The sequence below is a fragment of the Pedobacter sp. Leaf132 genome (genome assembly GCF_920984695.1).
Taxonomy (GTDB): domain Bacteria; phylum Bacteroidota; class Bacteroidia; order Sphingobacteriales; family Sphingobacteriaceae; genus Pedobacter.
On record NZ_CAKLBO010000001.1, the window covers coordinates 754,746 to 776,277 of the forward strand.

General features: G+C 36.7%; 20 protein-coding genes. 16 read left to right on the plus strand and 4 right to left on the minus strand.

From position 1 onward, the window contains the following. Positions 1 to 583 precede the first annotated feature (583 nt). The 7 genes from LUA86_RS03280 to LUA86_RS03310 all read left to right on the plus strand — a co-directional run bounded on the left by LUA86_RS03280 (position 584) and on the right by LUA86_RS03310 (position 9,784). Entirely contained in the window at positions 584 to 3,574 is a 2,991-nt protein-coding gene (locus LUA86_RS03280) for a TonB-dependent receptor (protein WP_231459130.1), read from the plus strand. An 11-nt stretch (positions 3,575 to 3,585) separates the two neighbouring features. Then, positions 3,586 to 5,298 carry a RagB/SusD family nutrient uptake outer membrane protein gene (locus LUA86_RS03285; RefSeq protein WP_231459131.1) on the plus strand — a complete coding sequence of 571 codons (1,713 nt, stop codon included), beginning with the start codon at positions 3,586 to 3,588 and terminating at the stop codon, positions 5,296 to 5,298. A gap of 527 nt (positions 5,299 to 5,825) precedes the next feature. Then, a complete protein-coding gene (gene rpsL / locus LUA86_RS03290) occupies positions 5,826 to 6,239 on the plus strand; it encodes a 30S ribosomal protein S12 (RefSeq protein WP_010599925.1) in 414 nt (137 codons plus the stop codon). A 17-nt stretch (positions 6,240 to 6,256) separates the two neighbouring features. Next, positions 6,257 to 6,724 carry a 30S ribosomal protein S7 gene (gene rpsG / locus LUA86_RS03295; RefSeq protein ID WP_056097505.1) on the plus strand — a complete coding sequence of 156 codons (468 nt, stop codon included), beginning with the start codon at positions 6,257 to 6,259 and terminating at the stop codon, positions 6,722 to 6,724. A 134-nt stretch (positions 6,725 to 6,858) separates the two neighbouring features. Then, entirely contained in the window at positions 6,859 to 8,973 is a 2,115-nt protein-coding gene (gene fusA, locus LUA86_RS03300; protein ID WP_231459132.1) for an elongation factor G, read from the plus strand. Positions 8,974 to 9,122: 149 nt separating this feature from the next. Continuing rightward, positions 9,123 to 9,428, plus strand: coding sequence for a 30S ribosomal protein S10 (gene rpsJ, locus LUA86_RS03305; protein WP_008244591.1), 306 nt, complete (start codon positions 9,123 to 9,125; stop codon positions 9,426 to 9,428). A 98-nt stretch (positions 9,429 to 9,526) separates the two neighbouring features. Then, positions 9,527 to 9,784, plus strand: a complete 258-nt coding sequence (locus LUA86_RS03310; protein ID WP_231459133.1) for a hypothetical protein — start codon at positions 9,527 to 9,529, stop codon at positions 9,782 to 9,784. 7 nt (positions 9,785 to 9,791) lie between these two features. Here the strand turns inward: LUA86_RS03310 and LUA86_RS03315 are convergent, their stop codons facing one another. Continuing rightward, positions 9,792 to 10,451, minus strand: coding sequence for a response regulator transcription factor (locus tag LUA86_RS03315; protein WP_231459134.1), 660 nt, complete (start codon positions 10,449 to 10,451; stop codon positions 9,792 to 9,794). A gap of 259 nt (positions 10,452 to 10,710) precedes the next feature. Here LUA86_RS03315 and LUA86_RS03320 point away from each other — a divergent pair, with 259 nt between their 5' ends. Further along, positions 10,711 to 10,959, plus strand: a complete 249-nt coding sequence (locus LUA86_RS03320) for a hypothetical protein (protein ID WP_231459137.1) — start codon at positions 10,711 to 10,713, stop codon at positions 10,957 to 10,959. Positions 10,960 to 11,028: 69 nt separating this feature from the next. Here the strand turns inward: LUA86_RS03320 and LUA86_RS03325 are convergent, their stop codons facing one another. After that, positions 11,029 to 11,223, minus strand: coding sequence for a YtxH domain-containing protein (locus tag LUA86_RS03325; RefSeq protein WP_231459138.1), 195 nt, complete (start codon positions 11,221 to 11,223; stop codon positions 11,029 to 11,031). 10 nt (positions 11,224 to 11,233) lie between these two features. Then, positions 11,234 to 11,623: a hypothetical protein gene (locus LUA86_RS03330; RefSeq protein WP_231459139.1), complete on the minus strand. Its 390-nt coding sequence runs from the start codon at positions 11,621 to 11,623 to the stop codon at positions 11,234 to 11,236. A 150-nt stretch (positions 11,624 to 11,773) separates the two neighbouring features. Between LUA86_RS03330 and dgt the strand changes: the two genes are divergently transcribed. From dgt to LUA86_RS03350, 4 genes are all read left to right on the plus strand, one after another. Beyond that, complete coding sequence (gene dgt, locus LUA86_RS03335) at positions 11,774 to 13,117, plus strand: dGTP triphosphohydrolase (protein WP_231459141.1); 1,344 nt, start codon at positions 11,774 to 11,776, stop codon at positions 13,115 to 13,117. Positions 13,118 to 13,365: 248 nt separating this feature from the next. Next, a complete protein-coding gene (locus LUA86_RS03340) occupies positions 13,366 to 15,762 on the plus strand; it encodes a hypothetical protein (protein ID WP_231459143.1) in 2,397 nt (798 codons plus the stop codon). 5 nt (positions 15,763 to 15,767) lie between these two features. Further along, positions 15,768 to 16,286 carry a gliding motility-associated C-terminal domain-containing protein gene (locus LUA86_RS03345; RefSeq protein WP_231459145.1) on the plus strand — a complete coding sequence of 173 codons (519 nt, stop codon included), beginning with the start codon at positions 15,768 to 15,770 and terminating at the stop codon, positions 16,284 to 16,286. Between the two features lie 5 nt (positions 16,287 to 16,291). After that, positions 16,292 to 17,188, plus strand: a complete 897-nt coding sequence (locus tag LUA86_RS03350; RefSeq protein WP_231459147.1) for a PorP/SprF family type IX secretion system membrane protein — start codon at positions 16,292 to 16,294, stop codon at positions 17,186 to 17,188. A gap of 47 nt (positions 17,189 to 17,235) precedes the next feature. Here LUA86_RS03350 and LUA86_RS03355 read toward each other — a convergent pair whose 3' ends face one another. Beyond that, positions 17,236 to 17,847, minus strand: coding sequence for a hypothetical protein (locus LUA86_RS03355; RefSeq protein WP_231459149.1), 612 nt, complete (start codon positions 17,845 to 17,847; stop codon positions 17,236 to 17,238). An 84-nt stretch (positions 17,848 to 17,931) separates the two neighbouring features. On the opposite strand from LUA86_RS03355, the gene LUA86_RS03360 reads away from it, so the two are divergent. The 4 genes from LUA86_RS03360 to rplC all read left to right on the plus strand — a co-directional run bounded on the left by LUA86_RS03360 (position 17,932) and on the right by rplC (position 21,531). After that, positions 17,932 to 19,188 carry a prephenate dehydrogenase gene (locus LUA86_RS03360; protein WP_231459150.1) on the plus strand — a complete coding sequence of 419 codons (1,257 nt, stop codon included), beginning with the start codon at positions 17,932 to 17,934 and terminating at the stop codon, positions 19,186 to 19,188. A 248-nt stretch (positions 19,189 to 19,436) separates the two neighbouring features. Next, complete coding sequence (locus LUA86_RS03365; protein WP_231459152.1) at positions 19,437 to 20,273, plus strand: sulfite exporter TauE/SafE family protein; 837 nt, start codon at positions 19,437 to 19,439, stop codon at positions 20,271 to 20,273. Next, positions 20,273 to 20,653 (plus strand): DUF1634 domain-containing protein, encoded by a 381-nt coding sequence (locus LUA86_RS03370; protein WP_231459154.1) that lies wholly within the window; start codon positions 20,273 to 20,275, stop codon positions 20,651 to 20,653. The genes LUA86_RS03365 and LUA86_RS03370 overlap by 1 nt, the downstream gene beginning before the upstream one ends. A gap of 260 nt (positions 20,654 to 20,913) precedes the next feature. Then, on the plus strand, positions 20,914 to 21,531 hold the full coding sequence (gene rplC / locus LUA86_RS03375) for a 50S ribosomal protein L3 (protein ID WP_231459155.1): 618 nt from the start codon (positions 20,914 to 20,916) through the stop codon (positions 21,529 to 21,531). The last annotated feature ends 1 nt before the right edge of the window (position 21,532 follow it).

Here is a 21,532-nt window from a genome sequence, read left to right on the forward strand (position 1 = left end):
GCGAAAATTGGGGTTTAATAAATTTTAAACCTCAATTTATCGTAACTATTAATTAGTGTTCAAATCAGCTTATTAAAAGGCTTTATTATAAATGCTGATTTCAAGTAAATTGAACACGCTAAAAAAAACTACGATTTTTCAAGAATTGTACCTGCTACAACAAATTTTAACGCAAACGATTGTTAGAAGTCGGTTTTTAATTTGGTTGACATCCCATAAAGGCAGAATGGATAGAAATATATGCTTGATAATAAGCTAAAATCACTTATTAATATCCTTAAACAAGCTATAAAATCTGTTAACTAACAGAAAACACTTCATTCTAAATAATTTCTTACAGATAAGCTTTAAAATTTCTTTAAAGGCTTGTGTTTGAGCAAACGTTTGCGTTGAGTTTGTAAGTTTTTTAATGCTTTAATCGTATAATTTTGAGTTAATCAGGATGTAAAATCTCCTCGATTAGCAAACAGATAAGTTTAATTCTAACTAACTAACAAATCTACTTTATTATGCTGTAATGTGTCCAAACCATTAGTTCCCATTCTTAAACAAACAAACTAACCATTTTAACCAAATTTCTGTAATGAAAAAGTTATCACTATTATTTTTTCTATGTGCTTTTGCTATATTAGTCAAGGCACAAAATCTACCCATAACCGGTACAGTTGTGGATGTTGAAGGCAAATCTATTCCCAGTGCCTCTGTAAAAGTTAAGGGCACCACTCGGGTTTCTTCAGCCAATGCTTCAGGCGCTTTTACCATAGAAGCTAAAACAGGCGATGTTTTAATCATCAGCTATGTAGGCTATACTTCAAAGGAAATTACAGTTTCCAAACAATCTTTAGGAAATATTACATTGGCAGAATCTACTGAATCATTAAATGAAGTTGTTGTGGTAGGTTACGGTGTTCAAAAAAGAGAAAGTTTAACAGGTGCCTTAAGTACCATTAAAGGTAGTGCATTACAAAATGTTACTTCACCAAATGTACAAAACCTTCTTGCCGGTAAAGCCCCGGGCTTATTTGTTGCCCCAGGTTCAGGCAGACCAGGTTCTACGGGTGCAGTTATCATTCGTGGTCAGGCTACTTTAGGTGGAACAACCAGCCCGCTTTGGGTTATCGATGGTGTAATTATTGGCTCAAGTCCTGGTGATTTAAATCCGGAAGATATTGAAAATCTAACCGTATTAAAAGATGCTGCATCTACTGCAATTTATGGTTCGCAAGGTGCAAATGGTGTAATCATCGTAACTACTAAAAGAGCAAAATCTGGTCAAATGACTATTGATGTATCTTCAAGGCTAGGTGTTACACAGCTTACTAATGGAAATCTACAAGTAATGAATGGTGCAGAATTATATGATTACTTTGCTTCATTTGCAAATGCAAACACAATTAGTTTCCCTAGGTGGAAACCGGATTTGCGTAACAGTAATTTCGATTGGTGGGATTTAGCTACTAAAGAAGGTTTTAATCAAACCCATAATGTTACTATTCAAGGTGGAACAGAAAAATTACAATCGTTACTATCTGTTGGTTTTTATGATGAATCAGGGGCTATAAGAGGTTATGATTATGAGCGTTACAATTTTAGGTTTAATACTGTTTACAAACCTTATAACTGGCTTACCATTAAACCATCGTTAGTTGGTGCTCGCCGTGGTGTAACCGATAAACAATATTCTGTAACTTCTATATATTCAAATTTACCATGGGATAGCCCTTATGATGCGAATGGAAATTTAGTTCCTCATCGTTCAAGTACCTGGGTAAACAGTGTTTCTACAAATTATCTTTATGATTTACAATGGAATAAAGGAGCGAACACAAATTATGAACTGATGGGTAATTTGGATTTCGACATCAAAATAACCGATAAGTTGACTTTTTCATCTGTTAATAACTATAGATTTAATACCTATTCTGCAAGTAGCTACACAGATCCACGCTCAAATGGTGGCTTAAGTGTAAACGGACGTATTACCGAATATAGGGATGAATATACCCGTCGTTACACTAACCAGCTTTTAACATATATTAATTCGTGGGGTAAGCACAGTTTAAATTCTGTAGCAGGTTACGAGTTTAATGATTATAGAAGTAAATCTTTAGATGTTTACGGAACAGGTTTAATTCCAGGTTTTGAGGTGCTGGATGTAGTATCTAAACCAGAAAGAACCAAAGGAGGAATAAGCGAATGGGCAGTACAATCTTTACTTTTTAAAAGTAGTTATTCATTTGATGATAAATACCTGGCACAAGTATCGTTGCGTAGAGATGGTGCGTCTAACTTTGGAAAAAAATATGGTAACTTCTTTTCTGTTGGTGCCGGTTGGAATATTCACCGCGAAGATTGGTTTAAAGTTAAAAACATCGATAATTTAAAATTGCGTGCCGCTTTTGGTACAGTGGGTAACCGCCCAAGTTCTTTATATCCGCAGTTTGATTTATATGCTGTAAATCCTGCTGCGAGTTATAATGGTATTCCGGGCCTTTTAATTAGCCAACTTGGAAACGAAAATCTTACCTGGGAAGAAACTTATACAAGTGGCGTAGGTTTAGATGCTGCTGCGTTTAATAACAGACTTAGGTTAAACGTAGATTATTACATCAAAAACACCAATAATATCCTTTATAATGTACCAATTTCTGGTTTAACAGGCGTAACAAGACTTTATCAAAATGTTGGTAAAATGAGAAACCAAGGTATAGAGATAGCTTTAGGCGGTGATATTATTCGTACAAACGATTTAACCTGGAGTTTGGATATGAATTTAGGTCACAATGTGAATAAACTTACTGATATCTATAAAACCCGTAATTTGGATGGCAGCTACACAGCTAAACCAATCATTGTTGACGATGGTTTAGGCATCGCCGGTTCTGCAACACGTATACTTCAGGTTGGTTTGCCGGTAGATACTTATTATATGCCGGAATGGGCTGGGGTTAACCCTGATAATGGTTTGCCGCAATGGTATAGAGTAACCAGAGATGCAAATGGCAATGAAACCGAAAGGACAAAAACGTCTACTTATGCGCAAGCTACTCAAGAGAAGCTTTCGAAAGCGTCGCCAGATTTCTTTGGTGGTATTACAACATCATTAACCTATAAAAAATTTGATTTAAATGCTGTATTTGGATATTCGATAGGTGGAGAAATTTACAATTATTCACGTCAGGAATATGATGCTGATGGAGCCTACACGGATAGAAATCAAATGAAACTTATTGATGGCTGGAACAGATGGCAAAAACCTGGCGATATTGCTACCCATCCTGTTGCCAAATACAATAATCAGGATAGAGGGAACTCAATGTCGTCACGTTACTTAGAAAGCAGCGACTTTTTCAGAATGCGTTCTTTGGCGGTGGGCTATCGTTTTAATTTGACGAAATATAAAGTACGTAATTTAAGGGTGTTTTTATCTGGAGAGAACTTATTTGTTTTAACCAAATATTCGGGTGTAGACCCAGAATTACCTGCTAACGATGGTGCCGTTTTATTTTCTACCGGGCCATCTGTGTATCCTATGTCAAGAAAATTTATGTTCGGGTTTAATGCTTCATTCTAAATAATATAAAAATGAAAAAGATATTAATTGTCATTTTTGCTGCAATTGCACTATCATCTTGTAAGGTTGATAGAGAACCCTACGGTTCCTTGCAATCTGAAAAAATAAATCAAAATCCAGAGGAATCTATAGATGGATTGCTTAATGGAGTATATGCACAGCTTAAAGCATGGTCAGATCCTATGCATCGCTTAGGCGAATATGCCGGAGATAATATGATGATCAGAGGTTCTTCTACAGATCCATTCTTCGAATTTATCTCTTTTGCCAGAACACCAAATAATGCAAGATTAACCACCTTTTGGGATAGTGGTTATAAGGCAGTGGCGCAGGCTTCAAACATAATTAACTTAATTCCGCAAGGGAAAAACGCCACACTTGATAGTAAGTTGGGCGAGTGCTATTATGTTAGAGGAATGATGTATTTCTATTTGGTGCGTGCTTACGGACGTCCATACTACCAAAATCCGGAAACTAACTTAGGTGTGCCTATTGTTAACGGAACACCAAAAGACGTTATCAATTTAAATTTACCAGATAGAGCAACTGTTAAAGCTACTTATGAGCAGGCTATTGCTGATTTGAAAAAGGCAGAGGAATTGATAACGATTAACAAAGGACCTGATTTTGCATCTAAAGGCGCAGCGCAAGCTATGCTTTCCAGAATTTATCTGTATATGAGTGGTACCTATGAAAACCCTAATCAAACAAATGCTCAGTTGGCGGTAGATTATGCGAACAAAGTTATCGCTAACACCTCTAATTATGGTTTGTTGCCACGAGATCAGTTTATGAAATATAATACTTTAATACCTGAGAATAATAGAGAAACTATTTTCGCTATTAAACGTGTTGCTTCAGAGTTTTCTGGTTCTGATCATTATTATGGTATTGGTGGTATGTATGCTAACATTGGCGGACAAGGTTGGGGTGAAATGTATGCAAGTGCAAAATATATCAGTTTATTAAACGAAACGGGTAGAAATGACTGGCGACCAGATAAATATAAAATGGTTGATGCAAGGGCCGCATTTATCGAGCCGACTTATTCAAAAAATTCTGCAGGTGCTTACACAGAGGTATTTAGATTTATTAAAGACGATGCAGGTAATGTTGTAAACTATGTACAAGCAACTGTAACCAGAAATGGAGGTACAATTACCTGTACCGAAGGTACAGATGTTTACACACTAACACCGGTAAATGCAGCGCAGGAAATTTATACCATTAACTATAAAAATGGTAAAACCTATACGGGTGTTATTGATTACTTTATAACATTAAACCGTGTTTATCCTCAATTTTATATTGTTAAAGATTCTCGTGAAGGCGAAGATTCACATTTACATTCTCCGGTAATTAGCCGTTTAGGTGAGGTGTATTTAAACAGAGCGGAAGCTTATGCCAAATTACAAAGATTTTCAGAAGCGCTTAGTGATTTGAATACGATAAGAACACGTTCTATTGTTAATGGTGGCTACGCTACTTTAAATGCATCAAACGCTGGTGATTTAATTGATAAAGAAAGACAGTTGGAACTTGCTTACCAGGCAGAACGTAGTTTCGATGTGTTCCGCAATGGAAAGGCGCTTAGCCGTCAATATCCTGGACCTCAAAATCAAAATGTTAATATTGCAGCTACAGATTTTAGAGTGGTTTATTACATCCCGCAAAGTGCTATTAACTCATACCCGGGTAAATTAACGCAAAACCCAACTCAATAATAGCGTTTATTAATTCTTTTAAATTATTTTGATAAGGCTGTACTATTTATTTGGTACAGCCTTTTTATTTGCCAAATAAATTATTTAAAATGTTAGCTATTTTCAGAATGTTTTATGCAGGCCGGATTAATCTAAACCCGATATACGCGTAAAGCTGCCGATTTAAGCATCTGTATTTATGTTTTTTAGTATGCTTTCATGTTTACACAGGTTTTTTGGCGCTTGTAGCATTAGCGGGACCGAACATAACCTAAGAACTACTGAAATTGCTTTTCAAAAAAAATCTCTACATGTTAATGTGAAATGCTGAAGTAGCTTGAGCAAGGCGAATGCACCATCAGGAATGTTTGAAATTTACAACTCCTTAATCTTCAACTTAAAACTTATTACTTACAACGTAAAACTTTTTACGCTAACCCCTTGATTTATAAAAAGAATTGTTCTACTTTTGCAGTCCGTTTTATGGGCTATCTGTAAGGATGCCGGGGGAGCGGTAAATTTTTTAATAAAAAACATAAAAAAGCACAATGCCAACCATTCAACAATTAGTTAGAAAAGGTAGAGTAGCACTGGAGTTCAAGAGTAAGTCTCCAGCGTTGGACAGCTGTCCACAGCGAAGAGGTGTATGTACACGTGTGTACACCACTACCCCTAAAAAACCAAACTCAGCAATGCGTAAAGTAGCCCGTGTTCGTTTAACGAACGGTAAAGAGGTTAATGCATACATTCCTGGGGAAGGTCACAACTTACAGGAGCACTCAATCGTATTGATTCGTGGTGGTCGTGTTAAAGATTTACCAGGTGTACGTTACCACATCATTCGTGGTGCACTAGATACATCAGGCGTTGCTGGTCGTAACCAACGTCGTTCTAAATATGGTACTAAACGTCCTAAACCAGGTCAGGCAGCTGCTGCACCTGCAAAAGGAAAGAAAAAATAATCGGGAGGAAATAAGAAATGAGAAAGTCAAAACCAAAGAAGAGAATTATTCTTCCTGATCCAAAATTTAACGATGTTCAAGTAACTCGTTTTGTAAACAATATGATGTATGATGGAAAAAAATCTATCGCATATTCTATTTTTTACGATGCTGTTGAAATTGCTGAGAAAAAAGCAGGTGAAAACGGTTTAGAAATATTCAAACGTGCTTTAACTAACATTATGCCAGCTGTAGAGGTTAAATCTCGCCGTGTTGGTGGTGCTAACTTCCAGGTTCCAACTGAGGTTAGACCAGAGCGTAAAACTGCTCTAGGTATGAAATGGTTAATTTTATATGCTCGTCGTCGTGGTGAAAAAACGATGAAGGAGAAATTAGCTGGCGAAATCGTTGCTGCTGCTAAAGGTGAAGGTGCTGCTGTTAAGAAGAAAGAAGATACGCATAAAATGGCTGAGGCTAACAAAGCGTTCTCTCACTTCCGTTTCTAGTAGTTTATTTACAAATTAGTAAGATTACACAGATTTAATTAGAAGATTATACTGATTAAATAAATTACACCGATTTGTTATTTAACATAATCGGTGTAATCATTTAAAATCAGATAAATCAACAAAAAAATATAATGGCTAGAGATTTAAAATTTACAAGAAATATTGGTATTGCAGCTCACATTGATGCAGGTAAAACTACAACAACTGAGCGTATCCTTTATTATGCTGGTGTTAGTCACAAAATTGGTGAGGTGCACGAAGGTGCTGCAACAATGGACTGGATGGCACAAGAGCAAGAGCGTGGTATTACTATTACTTCTGCTGCTACTACAGTTAACTGGAAGTACAGAGATCAGAATTACCACATGAACATTATTGATACACCGGGACACGTGGATTTTACCGTTGAGGTAAACCGTTCGTTACGTGTATTAGATGGTTTAGTGTTCTTGTTTTCTGCAGTTGATGGTGTTGAGCCTCAATCAGAAACTAACTGGCGTTTAGCTAACAACTATAATGTTGCTCGTATTGGTTTCGTTAACAAAATGGACCGTTCTGGAGCTGACTTCTTAAAAGTTGTTAAGCAAGTTAAAGATATGTTAGGTAGTAATGCAGTGCCTTTACAGTTACCTATCGGTTCTGAAGATTCATTTAAAGGTGTTGTTGATTTAATTAACAACCGTGGTATTGTTTGGAACGAGCATGATAAAGGTATGACCTTTACTGAAGTGCCAATTCCTGATGATATGGTTGATGAAGTTGCTGAGTGGAGAGAGAAATTATTAGAATCAGTTGCTGATTATGATGAGTCTTTAATGGAGAAATTCTTCGAAGCACCAGAAACCATTACTGAGCGTGAAGTTTTAGATGCTTTACGTGCGGCTGTTTTAGATGCTAAAATCGTTCCTATGGTATGTGGTTCATCTTTCAAAAACAAAGGTGTACAAACTATGTTGGATTATGTAATGGAATTATTGCCTTCTCCTTTAGATTCTGAAGGTGTTACAGGTACTAACCCAGATACTAACGAAGAAATTTTATTAAAACCAAGCATTAATGAGCCATTTGCAGCTTTAGCATTTAAAATTGCAACTGACCCATTCGTAGGTCGTTTATGTTTCATCCGTGTTTATTCTGGTAACTTAGAGGCAGGTTCTTACGTTTATAACACTCGTTCAGAGAATAAAGAACGTATTTCTCGTATCTTCCAAATGCATGCGAACAAGCAAAACCCTGTGCCTAATGTGGCTGCTGGTGATATTGCTGCGGTAGTTGGTTTTAAAGATATCAAAACTGGTGATACACTATGTGATGAGAAAAACCCAATCATTCTTGAGTCTATGAACTTCCCTGAGCCTGTTATCGGTTTAGCTATTGAGCCTAAAACTCAAGCTGATGTTGATAAATTAGGTATGGGCTTATCTAAATTGGCTGAAGAAGATCCTACATTTAGAGTCCAAACTGATCAAGAAACTGGCCAGACTGTAATTTCTGGTATGGGTGAGCTTCACTTAGATATTCTAATTGACCGTTTAAAACGTGAATTTAAAGTAGAAGTAAACCAAGGAGCACCACAAGTAGCTTACAAAGAGGCAATCTTTGGTACTACTCAACACCGTGAAACTTACAAAAAGCAATCTGGTGGTCGTGGTAAATTTGCTGATATCCAGGTTATTATTTCTCCAATCGATGCTGATTTCGAAAAAGGTGGTTTGCAGTTTGTAAACGAAATTACAGGTGGTTCAATTCCACGTGAGTTTATCCCTTCTGTAGAGAAAGGTTTCGCTTCTGCAATGTCGAATGGTGTGTTAGCCGGTTATCCACTTCCTGATATGAAAGTACGTTTGATTGATGGTTCATTCCACGCAGTCGATTCAGATGCTTTATCATTCGAGCTTGCTGCTCGTATGGCATATCGTGAGGCTTTACCTAAATGTAAACCTACTTTGATGGAGCCAATTATGAAAATCGAAATCTTAACCCCTGAAGAAAACATGGGTGATGTTATCGGTGATATGAACCGTCGTCGTGGTCAGTTACAAGGTATGGATACTCGTAATGGTGCACAAGTTATCAAAGCATTAGTTCCACTATCAGAAATGTTTGGTTATGTAACGCAGTTACGTACAATCACTTCAGGACGTGCAACTTCTACAATGGAATTTGATCACTACGAGCCAGCGCCTAAAAACGTACAAGACGAAGTAATTGCTAAGTCTAAAGGGAGAATTAAATCAGAAGACTAATTCGCCCCTCCCTAACCCTCCCCAGAAGGGAGGGAATTAAAAATAATATTGCACTTGCTACCTCCCTCTCCTCTGGAGAGGGTTGGGGTGAGGCTTAATCCGATTCCTGTTGTTAATAGCTCTAACAGGGAATCATAATTAAAAATAAGATGAGCCAAAGAATCAGAATTAAATTAAAATCTTACGATTACAACTTAGTAGATAAATCTGCTGAGAAAATCGTAAAAACTGTTAAACCTACGGGTGCAGTTGTAAGTGGACCGATTCCACTTCCTACAGAGAAAAAAATCTTTACTGTATTACGTTCTCCACACGTAAACAAAAAAGCTAGAGAGCAGTTCCAATTATGCGCTTACAAACGCTTATTAGATATTTATAGCTCTAACTCTAAAACGGTTGATGCTTTAATGAAACTTGAATTACCAAGCGGTGTTGAAGTTGAAATCAAAGTTTAATTGATTTTAAAAGAACTGAAGCCTTCGATGAAAATCGAGGGCTTTTTTTTGTACCATCTTTTTTGAAACAATGGATGCTGGTTATGGGTTTAATTTGTATGAGCAAGCAAGAAAACAAGCCAGAGCACACGCAAGAAAATTTACCTATTGAAGGACAAGATTTTGCAGATCCTAAAGAAGAAATAAATAAAAAGCCGTCATCTCATGGAGAGGTAGCTAATCAAAAAGGTGGAGATTTCTCTGATCTAGAGGAAAGCAGAATGGAAAATCCTCCGGAAAAAAGAGATACTAATGGTTCAGATAAAGATGATGTAGATGATTTAGCTGGAAATGTAAAACAAGAAGATGGTGTCTGATTAATGGTTAATCGATAATTCTATTCCGCACTACAAAGTTTATCAAGGCCGCTGTATTTTTAGTACCGGTTTTATCAAGCAAGTTTTGCCTGTTGCCTTCGATGGTTCTTTTGCTGGTAAATAATTTATCAGCAATTTCACTATTGGTAAAGCCTTGTGCAATTAAATTTAGGATTTCTATTTCTCTTTTAGAAATATCAACGTTAGCTTTAATTTTTTGGGCATTGTAATCCTGAGAAGCATCGGCCTGTGCCAGCAAATTTAAAGAAATGCCAGTGCAGATATATTTGTAACCACCGGTAGTTTGCTGGATAGCGAATATAATCTCGTCAATGTTTACATTTTTAAGGAGATATCCATGTGCACCAGCTTTTAAGGCCTGGTTAACATATTTTTCATCCTCAAGCATTGTCAAAATGAGTACTTTAATATCTGGATAGCTTGAACGAAGCGCAGCAATAAGTTCGATGCCGTTCATATCTGGCATATTGATGTCAGTCAATATCAAATCTGGTTCAACACCCGATTCTAATAAACTTAAAACCTCTTCTCCGTTCTTCGCCTCGGCTATAATTTTAATGTTTTCCTCTTTTTCTAAGAGTGCCGCGATTCCATTCCTAACAATGGTATGATCCTCAGCGAGTAATACTTTAATATGATTTTTCAATTTCGGTTACAAAAAACTAGTTAGTCGATCTCAAATATCGAAATATTTTAAAACGTAAAGGCCCGTGTTTGTACTTCAAATTGTTGTATTAATACGTATTAATTATACTTCGTATAAGTAAACAAAACCAACGTACTTTTGTTTAGATTTTCATTTTTTTCCTTCTTTAATTTTGCACTGCTTAAGCAGAAAAAAGAATTAAACCTTTTAAAATTTTAGATGTTATTATGTTAATACATCCTACCTAAAAATACCTGAAATGAATACGAATAAAGAAAATAGCGGAGGTTCAAATAAAGAGCATAAAGCAAACATCGATTTAGATAATGATACTTATGGTCATAGCTCAAACAATGAAGCTTTTAAAAGGAAAGATGAACCAGCTCATGATGGAGAAGATAATATTGATGCATCAGGAAAACTAAAAGATAAAAATCTTACAGAAAGTGATGATTTATCGAGTAGAAATAAGGGGGAGAATAAGGGAATTGGCGGTAAAGAACAATAATATTCTTTTGCAAATATTAATATATCTATTGATGAACGATTATTCATCAATAGATAAGATTTAATTTATTTAGTACATGCCGCTCGTCTGGTTCAGATCCTGCTTCACATTTTCACCAAATCGTTTCGCTCTATCAATATAATCCGGAGCTTGTTCTTTTAAATCATCAACAATAGATTTTCCATCTATTCCTCTTTTTTTAGTTGCGTATTTGTACCCGTAAACAGCTGCTGCCCCAAGTATCACATATTTTAATAAACTCATTTTCTTTTTTTTATATTCCTGTATTTAAAGCATCATCCTCGTTTCTTTGCTTTATATTATTGCGTTGGGTGGTGTTAAAATCTTTAGATGAACTCCCAGTACCACTTGCAGCACTTTCAATCGTTGGGTTTTTATCTTTGCTATTATACGCATCATCACTTAAAGAATCTGCACCCTGAGTTCCGGTATTGTCAAAGCCATCTCGGGCAACGATTTTAGTCGAAGTATTAGCATTTTTGCTGTCATTATTTTCAGTCGGCTCTTTGCCAAATGAGGTAACCTCGTTACCATCATTACCGCTTTCAAAAGCTTTTTGAACATCAGATTTTACTTTTGCTTCATCGGTATTGCCAACAAAGCCTTCTAAATGTTCTTCTTTATTATAAATGCTCGTTTTCATGTTGCTGTATCTTAATTAAAAAACAAGTAATTAGGTAAATGGTTTTGTTTTATTCGCTTTCATTCTTAGATAAATACAACTGTAGCGATAAAATTCTTCGTTATGAGTTTTCAGTTTTGCTTAACTTGCCAACCTAATAAAAGCTAATTCATGGAGTGGAGTAAATTACTATCAAATAAACGTTTTGGTCAGGAACAATATGGTGCAAGCAATGATAGGGCTCGTTCTGATTTTCAACGTGATTATGACAGGTTAATTTTTTCTTCACCGTTTAGAAGGTTGCAAAACAAAACACAGGTGTTTCCCTTGCCTGGAAGTGTTTTTGTACATAACCGTTTAACACATAGTTTAGAAGTTGCAAGTGTGGCCCGCTCTATGGCAAATCTTTTTCTCAATAAAGTGGAAGATAAAAATCCGGCATTAATTAAAAGTGTACCACTGATAAACGAAGCTGGAAACATTGTTGCTGCCGCGGCACTTGCCCATGATTTAGGTAATCCGGCATTTGGACATTCGGGCGAAGCAGCTATATCCCGTTATTTTACCGATGGAGATGGAAAAGCTTATCAACAGGAAATGAATGAATCTCAATGGCATGATTTAATAAATTTTGAAGGCAATGCAAATGCAATAAGAATTTTAACGCATCCACTAAAAGGAAAAGGAAATGATGCCTACGCCTTAACTTACTCTACTCTGGCATCAATTGCAAAATATCCATGCGCATCAATAGCAGGCAAGCAAAAAGGATTATTACATCGCAAGAAATATGGTTTTTTTCAATCTGAACAGGAAAGTTTTTTAAAAATTGCTAATGAATTAGGGATGGAAAGGGAAGAAAGTGAGTTTTTGATTTATAAACGCCACCCACTTGTTTATCTTGTAGAAGCTGCAGATGATATTTGTTACAGCATTATTGATTTGGAAGATGCGCATCGGTTGAAAATTTTATCTTATGAAGAAGTGAGAGGTTTTTTGTTGCCTTTCGCCAATTCAAAAACCATAGAAGACAGACTTAAGAACGATTATGAAGATGATGATGCTAAAATTGGATTATTACGTGCGAAAGCAATTAATACTTTAACCACAATTTGTGCAGGCCTATTTTATGATGAACAGGAGCATCTTTTAAGTGGGACTTTAAATAAAAGCCTGACGGATTTATTACCCGAACCATATATTAGTGCCTGGAAAGCAATCGAGAAGATATCTGTCGAAAGAATCTATAATTTTTCATCAGTGATTCAAAAAGAAGTAGCGGGTTATAAAATAATGGCTGGTTTGCTCGAAGAATTTGTTCCTGCACTTATTCACAACAACACACATTATTATAAGAAACTTGTTAAACTTATTCCAAAACAATACCATACAGATAAAGAGGATATATATTCAAGAACCCAAAGTGTACTCGATTTTGTTTCCGGAATGACCGATTTGTATGCTGTTGATTTGTATCGGAACATTAAAGGCATTTCTTTCCCTTCGGAAACTTAAATCATCGCCTTAGCGCTTTGGGGAATGTTTTTAGAAAATATTACTAATGCTGTTTTAATGTTATAACAGTCTTTGTGTAAAAATTTAATTTCAAAATATTCATTTAACATACCATTATTAAAGTTTTTTTAATGCTTTAAAGGTTTTCGTGTAAACATCTCTATGTAGGATATACTAATTCATAGATTTGAGAGTTAGGCCGTGCAATCATCCGCATGCTTACTCTAAAATGATCACATTCCTGTTAAATGAAAAGAACTCTACTCACTGCTTTGCTATTATTTGGCATGGCATTTTTTGTTAAGGCTCAAACTCCTCAGCTATTTAACTATCAGGGAGCTGCACGAAATTCAAATGGTACAGCACTGGCCAACAAAAACATTACATTAAAAATCAGTATTCTTGATGCCTCGGCTAACGGACCTGCACAGTACTCCGAAGTACGAAGTGTGGTCACAAATGCTTTCGGGCTATACAGTGTTATTATTGGCAGCGCCGGTGCAACTTCCACAACAGGAACCATTGCAGGTGTTACCTGGGGCGCAAATTTAAAATTTATTAAAGTTGAAATTGATCCTGATAATGGAAACAATTTCAGCCTTGCAGGAACTGCCCAACTACTGAGCGTTCCTTATGCATTGTATGCTGCCAATGGCCCAACAGGAGCAAAAGGCGATACAGGAGTTGCTGGACCTATAGGTTTAACTGGCCCTGCTGGTCCGCAAGGTGCAACTGGTGCACAGGGCATTAAAGGCGATACAGGAGCTGCTGGACCTATAGGTTTAACTGGCCCCGCTGGTCCGCAAGGTGCAACCGGTGCGCAAGGCATTAAAGGAGATACAGGAGCTGCTGGACCTGCTGGATTAACTGGCCCCGCTGGTCCGCAAGGTGCAACTGGAGCGCAAGGCATTAAAGGAGATACAGGAGCTGCTGGACCTGCTGGATTAACTGGCCCCGCTGGTCCGCAAGGTGCAACCGGTGCGCAAGGCATTAAAGGCGATACTGGAGCTGCTGGACCTGTTGGTTTAAATGGTCCAGCTGGTCCTCAAGGCCCAGTTGGGGCAACTGGTGCCCAAGGTATTGCCGGCGTAGCAGGAGTTAAGGGCGATAAGGGCGATAAAGGCGATGCAGGTATTCAAGGTCCAGTCGGTCCATCAACTGGTGTCGCCGGAGGAGATTTAGCAGGGAATTATCCAAATCCAACTATTGCTAATCTTCAGGGTAAAACACTTACCGCACCAAACCCTGTCAATAATCAGGTATTATTATATGATGGAGCTGTATGGAAACCGGTAACATTAGATGTAAGTAATATTGCAGGTGGCAAGGCACTTAACTCAACAGATTTAAGCATTGATGCAAATGGTGCTACAGCATTATTAAAGGATGTAGTTATAAACATTAATAATGGAGCTGTTACTACAATTAAATTGGCAGATGGAGCAGTTACAACAACCAAATTAGCTGACGCAGCTGTAACTTCAATAAAAATTGGTAATAAAGAAGTTAAAAATGCAAATATTGATGATGCAGCAGTTGGTACCTTACAACTTGCAAACGCATCTGTTTCTGTAGCTAAGCTTACAACTGCAGGGGTAACTGATGCGAATAAAGTATACATTACGAATGCAGCCACGGGTGTACCCGAATTAATCAGCAGAAATGCTTTTATAAATGCTTCAGGATGGGCACTAAGAGGTAATACCGGCAACCAAGATAATTTGACCAACTTTTTAGGTAATACAGATGATGTTGCAATCAATTTCACTGTAAATGGTCAAAAATCGGGTAGAATTGGAAACTCTGCTGATTTAAATATTTCTTATGGCTATAGAACGATAACAAATAACATTACTGGTTATTACAATAGTGCTTTTGGTAAAGAATCACTTTCACTAAATAATTCTGGCTATGAAAATAGTTCTTTTGGTTATTTAGCCATGCAAAGAAACATGAGTGGTTTTAATAACTCTGCATTTGGTTCACAGGCATTACTTGTTAATACTTCAGGCTCTGATAATACAGCAATTGGCACAAATTCTTTAATCAGAAATATTAGTGGAACAGGTAATACGGGTATAGGAAGCGGCACCTTAACCTTTAATACCGGAAATAATAATACAGCAATCGGCCAACTAGCTGGTGCGGCAATTAGTAGTGGTACGGGTAATATTTTAATTGGCAGCAACGCCGGAAGCTCACTTACAACCAACAACAATACATTAGTTATAGCAAATACCAATACAACACTGCCGTTAATTTTTGGGCAATTGGCAACAAATGGTGGCGCACTAACTGTAAATAATAGTTTAGGCGTTACAAGCTCTGCACCATCAGCCTCAAGCACCTTAAACATTAATGGTTCATTTGCAACGGGTATTTTAAGATACACAACAGGCGGAAGTTTAACATTAAATGAAAGTCATCACACAGTTAGAGTTTTAGGAGCGCTTGCAACTTCCATTGCTTTACCACTTGCGGGCGATGCAAAGGGTAGGATATATAGAATTATAAATGGCTCATCAGCTGCTGTGAATTTGGCAAACGTTGTACAACCAAATGGAACCGCCATACCAACGCTTCCATCTAATGAGGTAATTACAATTCAAAGCGACGGAACGGATTGGGTAAAAATTTCGCAGTAAATGCCATGAAAAGATTATACTCATTCATCAGCTGTGCTTTATTAATAGCAATTGGTTTAGTTGCCCAAGCGCAAACCAGTATTCCGGCCAATCTTCCGCAGGTGATAAATGCTGCGAGCAATTATGGTAAAATCAATAATTTATATTTTGATTTTTCAGTAGGAGAGATGGTATTGGTTGAAACTTTCCAATCAAGTAACATTGCGCTAACACAAGGGTTTTTACAACCGATTATAATTTCTCAAACGGTAACAGATTTAATCATCACAAACAACTTTTTAACCCCAAATGGTGATGGTAAAAATGATTTCTTTGTGGTGAAGGGCTTAGAGAAATATTTAAATAATAAAATTAAGATTGTTGATAGAGCAGGAAGAGTTATTTATAGTGCCGTCAATTATCAAAACGATTGGGATGGATATTACAATGGGCAACCGCTTGCAGAAGATACCTACTATTATCTTATCGATTTAGAAAATGCAGGTACTGTAAAAGGTTTTATATCTATTATTTATAAAAAATAACAGCTTTGAAAAGGATAAAAATATATATAATTGGGCTGTTATTAATCTATGCAATTCAACCTGCATACAGTCAATTAAATCCAATGGGTAGCGTTTACTACCAAAATCAATATTTGGCAAACCCTGCTTTGGCTGGTATTGATTCGATGATAAACTTAAACGGTGCTTTTAAGGCGCAGTGGACTAGTATTAAAGGTTCTCCCAGAATTCAATACTTAACCGGCGATTTGCAATTGAAAAGCAAAAAGGTTGGGTTAGGGATATTAGTTTACAATGAAAGCGCAGGTTTAATTAACAGAACAAGGGCAACATTTAGCTATGCTTATCACTTAAAACTTAATGCAGATTCAAGCTATATTGATTTTGGCTTAGCAGCAGGTGTAATGAATGAATGGCTTGATTTAGGTAAAGCCATGGGCGATGTTAATGATGATATTCTGGCTAATTTCAGAGACAGGCAATTATACATTGATGGTGATTTCGGTATAGCCTATAGAAATGAAAAATTAACTATACAAGGCTCATTACCAAACTTAAAGCGGTTTTTTAAACGCGATCAGGTTAGAAATGTAGTAGATAGATCAATATATTTTCTTGCCGCTGGATACAAAATCAGCATGAAAAGTGAAACCCTTAATTTAATCGAACCTAAGGTTGTATTTAGAGGAATAGAAAATTATAAGGGTATATTAGATGTTGGTGCAAACTTTAGTTTCTTGCAAGAAAAATTTGCGGTAAGTGGTATTTATCATAGTACAAACAGCATCACATTTGGCGCTGGTCTAAACTATCAACGCAAGCTTCAGCTTTTGCTTCAGTATACTACCAACACATCTGGCCTGCAAAATTATAGCAATGGAGAGTTTGAAATTGGTTTACGTTACAGCTTTCGCAAGTTTTGATATAAAATAAAATCGGTCAGTTAACAACTGACCGATTTTTAAATATTTTACCTTCTACCCATATCATCCCACTTATTTCGTTCATCCTGCAACTCTCTGGCAAGCTTCATTTCTTTATCCTTTGCCTTTACTTTATGTGCCTGAAATTCATCAGCAACTTCCTGATATAATTGTGTTCTGTAGTTTGCCTCTTTTCTGTATTTTCCCGTCTGTAAAATCACAATCGCTAATCCGGCACCCAAAACTATAATTATTGCCCAAACAATGGTATTATAAGTTCCTTTATTAAAAGAAATCCCTAAAAAATTAATTTCATTTACAGAAGCTGTTGCACTCGCTAATGAACTCTCCTTGCCAGATACTTCACCCTTTAAGCCTGCAATATTTTCCGCCTGGCCTTTAATCTGTTGTTTAGCTTCGGCTAATTGTTTGCGTTCTTTTCGCAATGTATCGTTTACACTTTTCCATAATGATGTTAATCTGGATGGATTAATGAGTTTTGCTCCATACAAGGTTTTCGATTTTTTTAACATAAACTGATACTGTCCGTTTAAAGATGGGTCAGTATTTTTTGAAGTGTCTTGCTGTGCATGGGCAAATGCAACGTTTAAAAATAGTAGCGCTCCTAAACAATAAAGGATGTGTTTAATTTTTTGCATAGTTTAAATGTAAATGTTAAAATGTAAAACTACATTTTTATATAATTTATTATAAATTAATTTCTGATAGATTACATTTGTTTCATGCAAATAGGAATTATTGGTTTAGGCGATATGGGTAAATTGTATGCGCATTCGTTTGTAAAGGCTGGTTATAAGGTGTGTGGAGCTGATATGCCCTTGCGTTATAATGATTTGAAATCAGAGCTCGAACCAAAAGGTGTAGAAGTTTTAAATGATGGACATGAAGTATCAAGAAAATCTGACTTTATAATCTACTGTGTAGAAGCAGAGAAAATAGATGAAGTTGTTGCAGCTTTTGCGTTATCTACCAAATACGGGGCAATAGTAGCGGGGCAAACTTCTGTAAAGCATCCTGAAATTGCAGCTTTCGAAAAGCATCTTCCTAAAGAAACTCAAATTGTAACCTGCCATTCTTTGCACGGACCAGCTTTTAGTCCTGAAGGACAAACTCTGGTCGTTGTACGTCATCGGGCTACGGATGAGGTTTATGCCAAAGCGCTTGAAATTTATCGCTCCCTAAAGTCGAATATTATAGAAATGGACGATTTCCATGAGCACGACCGCATTGTAGCCGATACACAGGCGGTTACACATATGGGTTTTGAAAGCATGGGGTCAGCATGGAAAAATGCTGGTTTTTTCCCTTGGGATAATCCTTCTTATTCCGGTGGAATCGATAATGTAAAGATTTTAACTACGTTAAGGATTTTTAGCTACAAATCGCACATTTATGCCGGTTTGGCCATTCTAAATCCATATGCTCAAAAACAGGTTAAATATTATGCTCAGGCAGAATCTGAATTATATAAGCTGATGATTTGTGAAAATGAAATTGAATTCCGGGCAAAAATTTATGCTGCCCGTGATTTTGTGTTTCATGAAAGTAGAAACCTTTTATTGCTAGATGATAATATCATGAAAGAGTTTAGCCTATCAGATGCGGAGCATAAACAGAAACCCAATTCGCATCTAAGCTTGTTGAGTATGGTTTATGCCTGGTATAAAATGGGTATAAATCCTTATGATAACCTAATTTGCCAAACGCCACCATTTAAACTTCGTTTAGGCATAGCCGAATATCTTTTTAAAAATGAGGAGATGTTAGAAGAATCTATTCAAACTGCTTTGTACGATAAATCCATCCGAGGGGATGATTTAGAATTCCATACCGCAGTTCATGAATGGGCGTCAATAATTGGTTACGGCGATTTGAAAGGTTACAAAGAACATTTTGAAGCTGCAAAATCTTTTTTCGCTAACAGATTAAACGATGGGAGAGATTTAAGTGCAGAAATGATTAAAAGGCTAGGGAAGTAACGGAGATGTAGGATGTTTTTTGTTAGATGGATGATGTCTTGAATTTTATTCCAGCGAGAGCAAACTAAGGTATGCATTACTATTAGGAAATATCAAGCCGATGAAATCGTCCGGGATGAAAAATTAAAATTCCCCATCTCCATCTACCATTTTCCATCTACCATTTTACATATTCCATATACCATATAGACTTTATTTAATTCTCTAAATCGTTCGTTTAGCCAAAATGTGTGCCTTATATTTGCCGCATGTCGGTATTACTATTTACCATTATTGTATTAGTTGGCGCTTTTTTAGCAGGTTTGCTAGGCTCCTTAACTGGTTTAGGTGGTGGCGTTATCATCATTCCATTGCTAACTTTAGCTTTAGGTGTCGATATTCATTATGCAATTGGTGCATCAATTGTTTCAGTAATTGCAACCTCTTCGGGTTCTGCGGCGGCATACGTTAAAGAAGGTATTACCAACATCCGGATTGGTATGTTTTTGGAAATCGCCACGACAGTTGGTGCAATAAGTGGTGCTGTTGTTGCCGTTTATCTTAATGCAAATTACATCGCCATCATATTTGGTTGTATTTTAATTTTCTCAGCCATCATGACATTGAAAAAAAAGGTAGACCACTCTACTCTGGATTATTCAAATAAATGGGCTAAATTTTTTAAACTTAATGGAAGTTATCCTGATAAAGGTATTGAGCATAAATATGCTGTAAAAAATGTACCAGGTGGTTTCCTTATGATGCTTTTTGCAGGAACACTTTCTGGGTTATTAGGTATTGGAAGCGGCGCCTTAAAAGTTATTGCAATGGATAATATCATGCGATTGCCTTTTAAAGTATCAACTACCACAAGTAATTTTATGATGGGTGTTACAGCTGCAGCCAGCGCTATTGTTTATCTGCATAGAGGGCAAATAGACCCTGGTATTGCAATGCCGGTTTGTATTGGCGTTTTAGCGGGTGCAACCATAGGCTCAAAAATTTTGCTTAAAACCAATACCGGTAAGTTAAAAATTGTATTTGCAGTTGTAGTAGCGTTTTTGGCGCTTCAAATGATTTATAAAGGCTTAACAGGTTTGATGTAATGAAAGAATTAGAAGAGAAAGATATTCAGGTAATTTTGGGTACCCTATTAAGGGCCGGTGTAATCATCTCTATGACCATTGTGTTAATCGGCGGCTTTATTTTCTTGGTGCATAACAAAGGTGCAGTTACCGACTATAAAGTATTTACGCCAGAGTTATCTAAATTTTCATCAATTGCAGAAATATTTGAAGGCCTGTTAACTTTTAAAGGTGATGCGATTGTTCAGTTTGGTGTTCTGATGCTAATTTTCACTCCCATTGCCCGTATAGTTTTCGCCATTTTTAGTTTTTTGCTCGAAAAAGATTATCTCTATGTATTAATAGGTTTTATCATTTTAGCCATTATCGCAATAAGTTTAAGTGGTGGTGTAGCGCATTAGCTCTATATTTCTGCTAACTCCCCATCTATCAGCAAATTATTTGAATACCTTCATGACTTTTACTCAAAAGGTGCATTTTTGTTAACAAAACCATTATCGCTTCAGCGCCTTTGAAAAAAAATCAATAATAGTTGAAAAATATTTAGCTAACTATTTGAAAATTAATAATTCTTGTCTATCTTTGCCCTCCCTTTCGGGGGATGCACAACCACCTTGAACGAAGCCCTACTGCTTCGATGGGTGTTAAATTAAAAGATAAAATGTCAGGAATTATTGGAAAAAAAGTAGGAATGACCAGTATCTTCGATGCAGATGGAAAAAACATTCCATGTACTGTAATCGAGGCTGGGCCTTGTGTAGTTACACAAGTGAAGACCGAAGAAAAAGACGGGTATTCATCTATTCAGTTAGGATATGATGAGAAAAAAGAGAAAAACACAACTCAACCGTTAAAAGGCCATTTCGCGAAAGCAAACACAACTCCGAAACGCAAACTTGTTGAATTCGATTCGTTTACAACTTCACTTAACTTAGGTGATGTAGTAACCGTTGATTCGTTCGCAGAAGGCGATTTTGTTGATGTTGTAGGTACCTCAAAAGGTAAAGGTTTTCAAGGTGTTGTAAAACGCCACGGATTTGCCGGTGTTGGTATGCAGACTCACGGTCAGCATAACCGTTTACGTGCCCCAGGTTCATTGGGAGCGTCATCATTCCCATCACGTGTATTCAAAGGAATGCGCATGGCAGGAAGAACAGGTGGAGACAGAGTAAAAGTTCAAAACTTACAAGTTTTGAAAGTTTATGCTGAGCAAAACTTATTAGTAGTTAGTGGTTCCATTCCAGGAGCTAAAGGTTCTTACGTAATCTTAGACAAGTAAT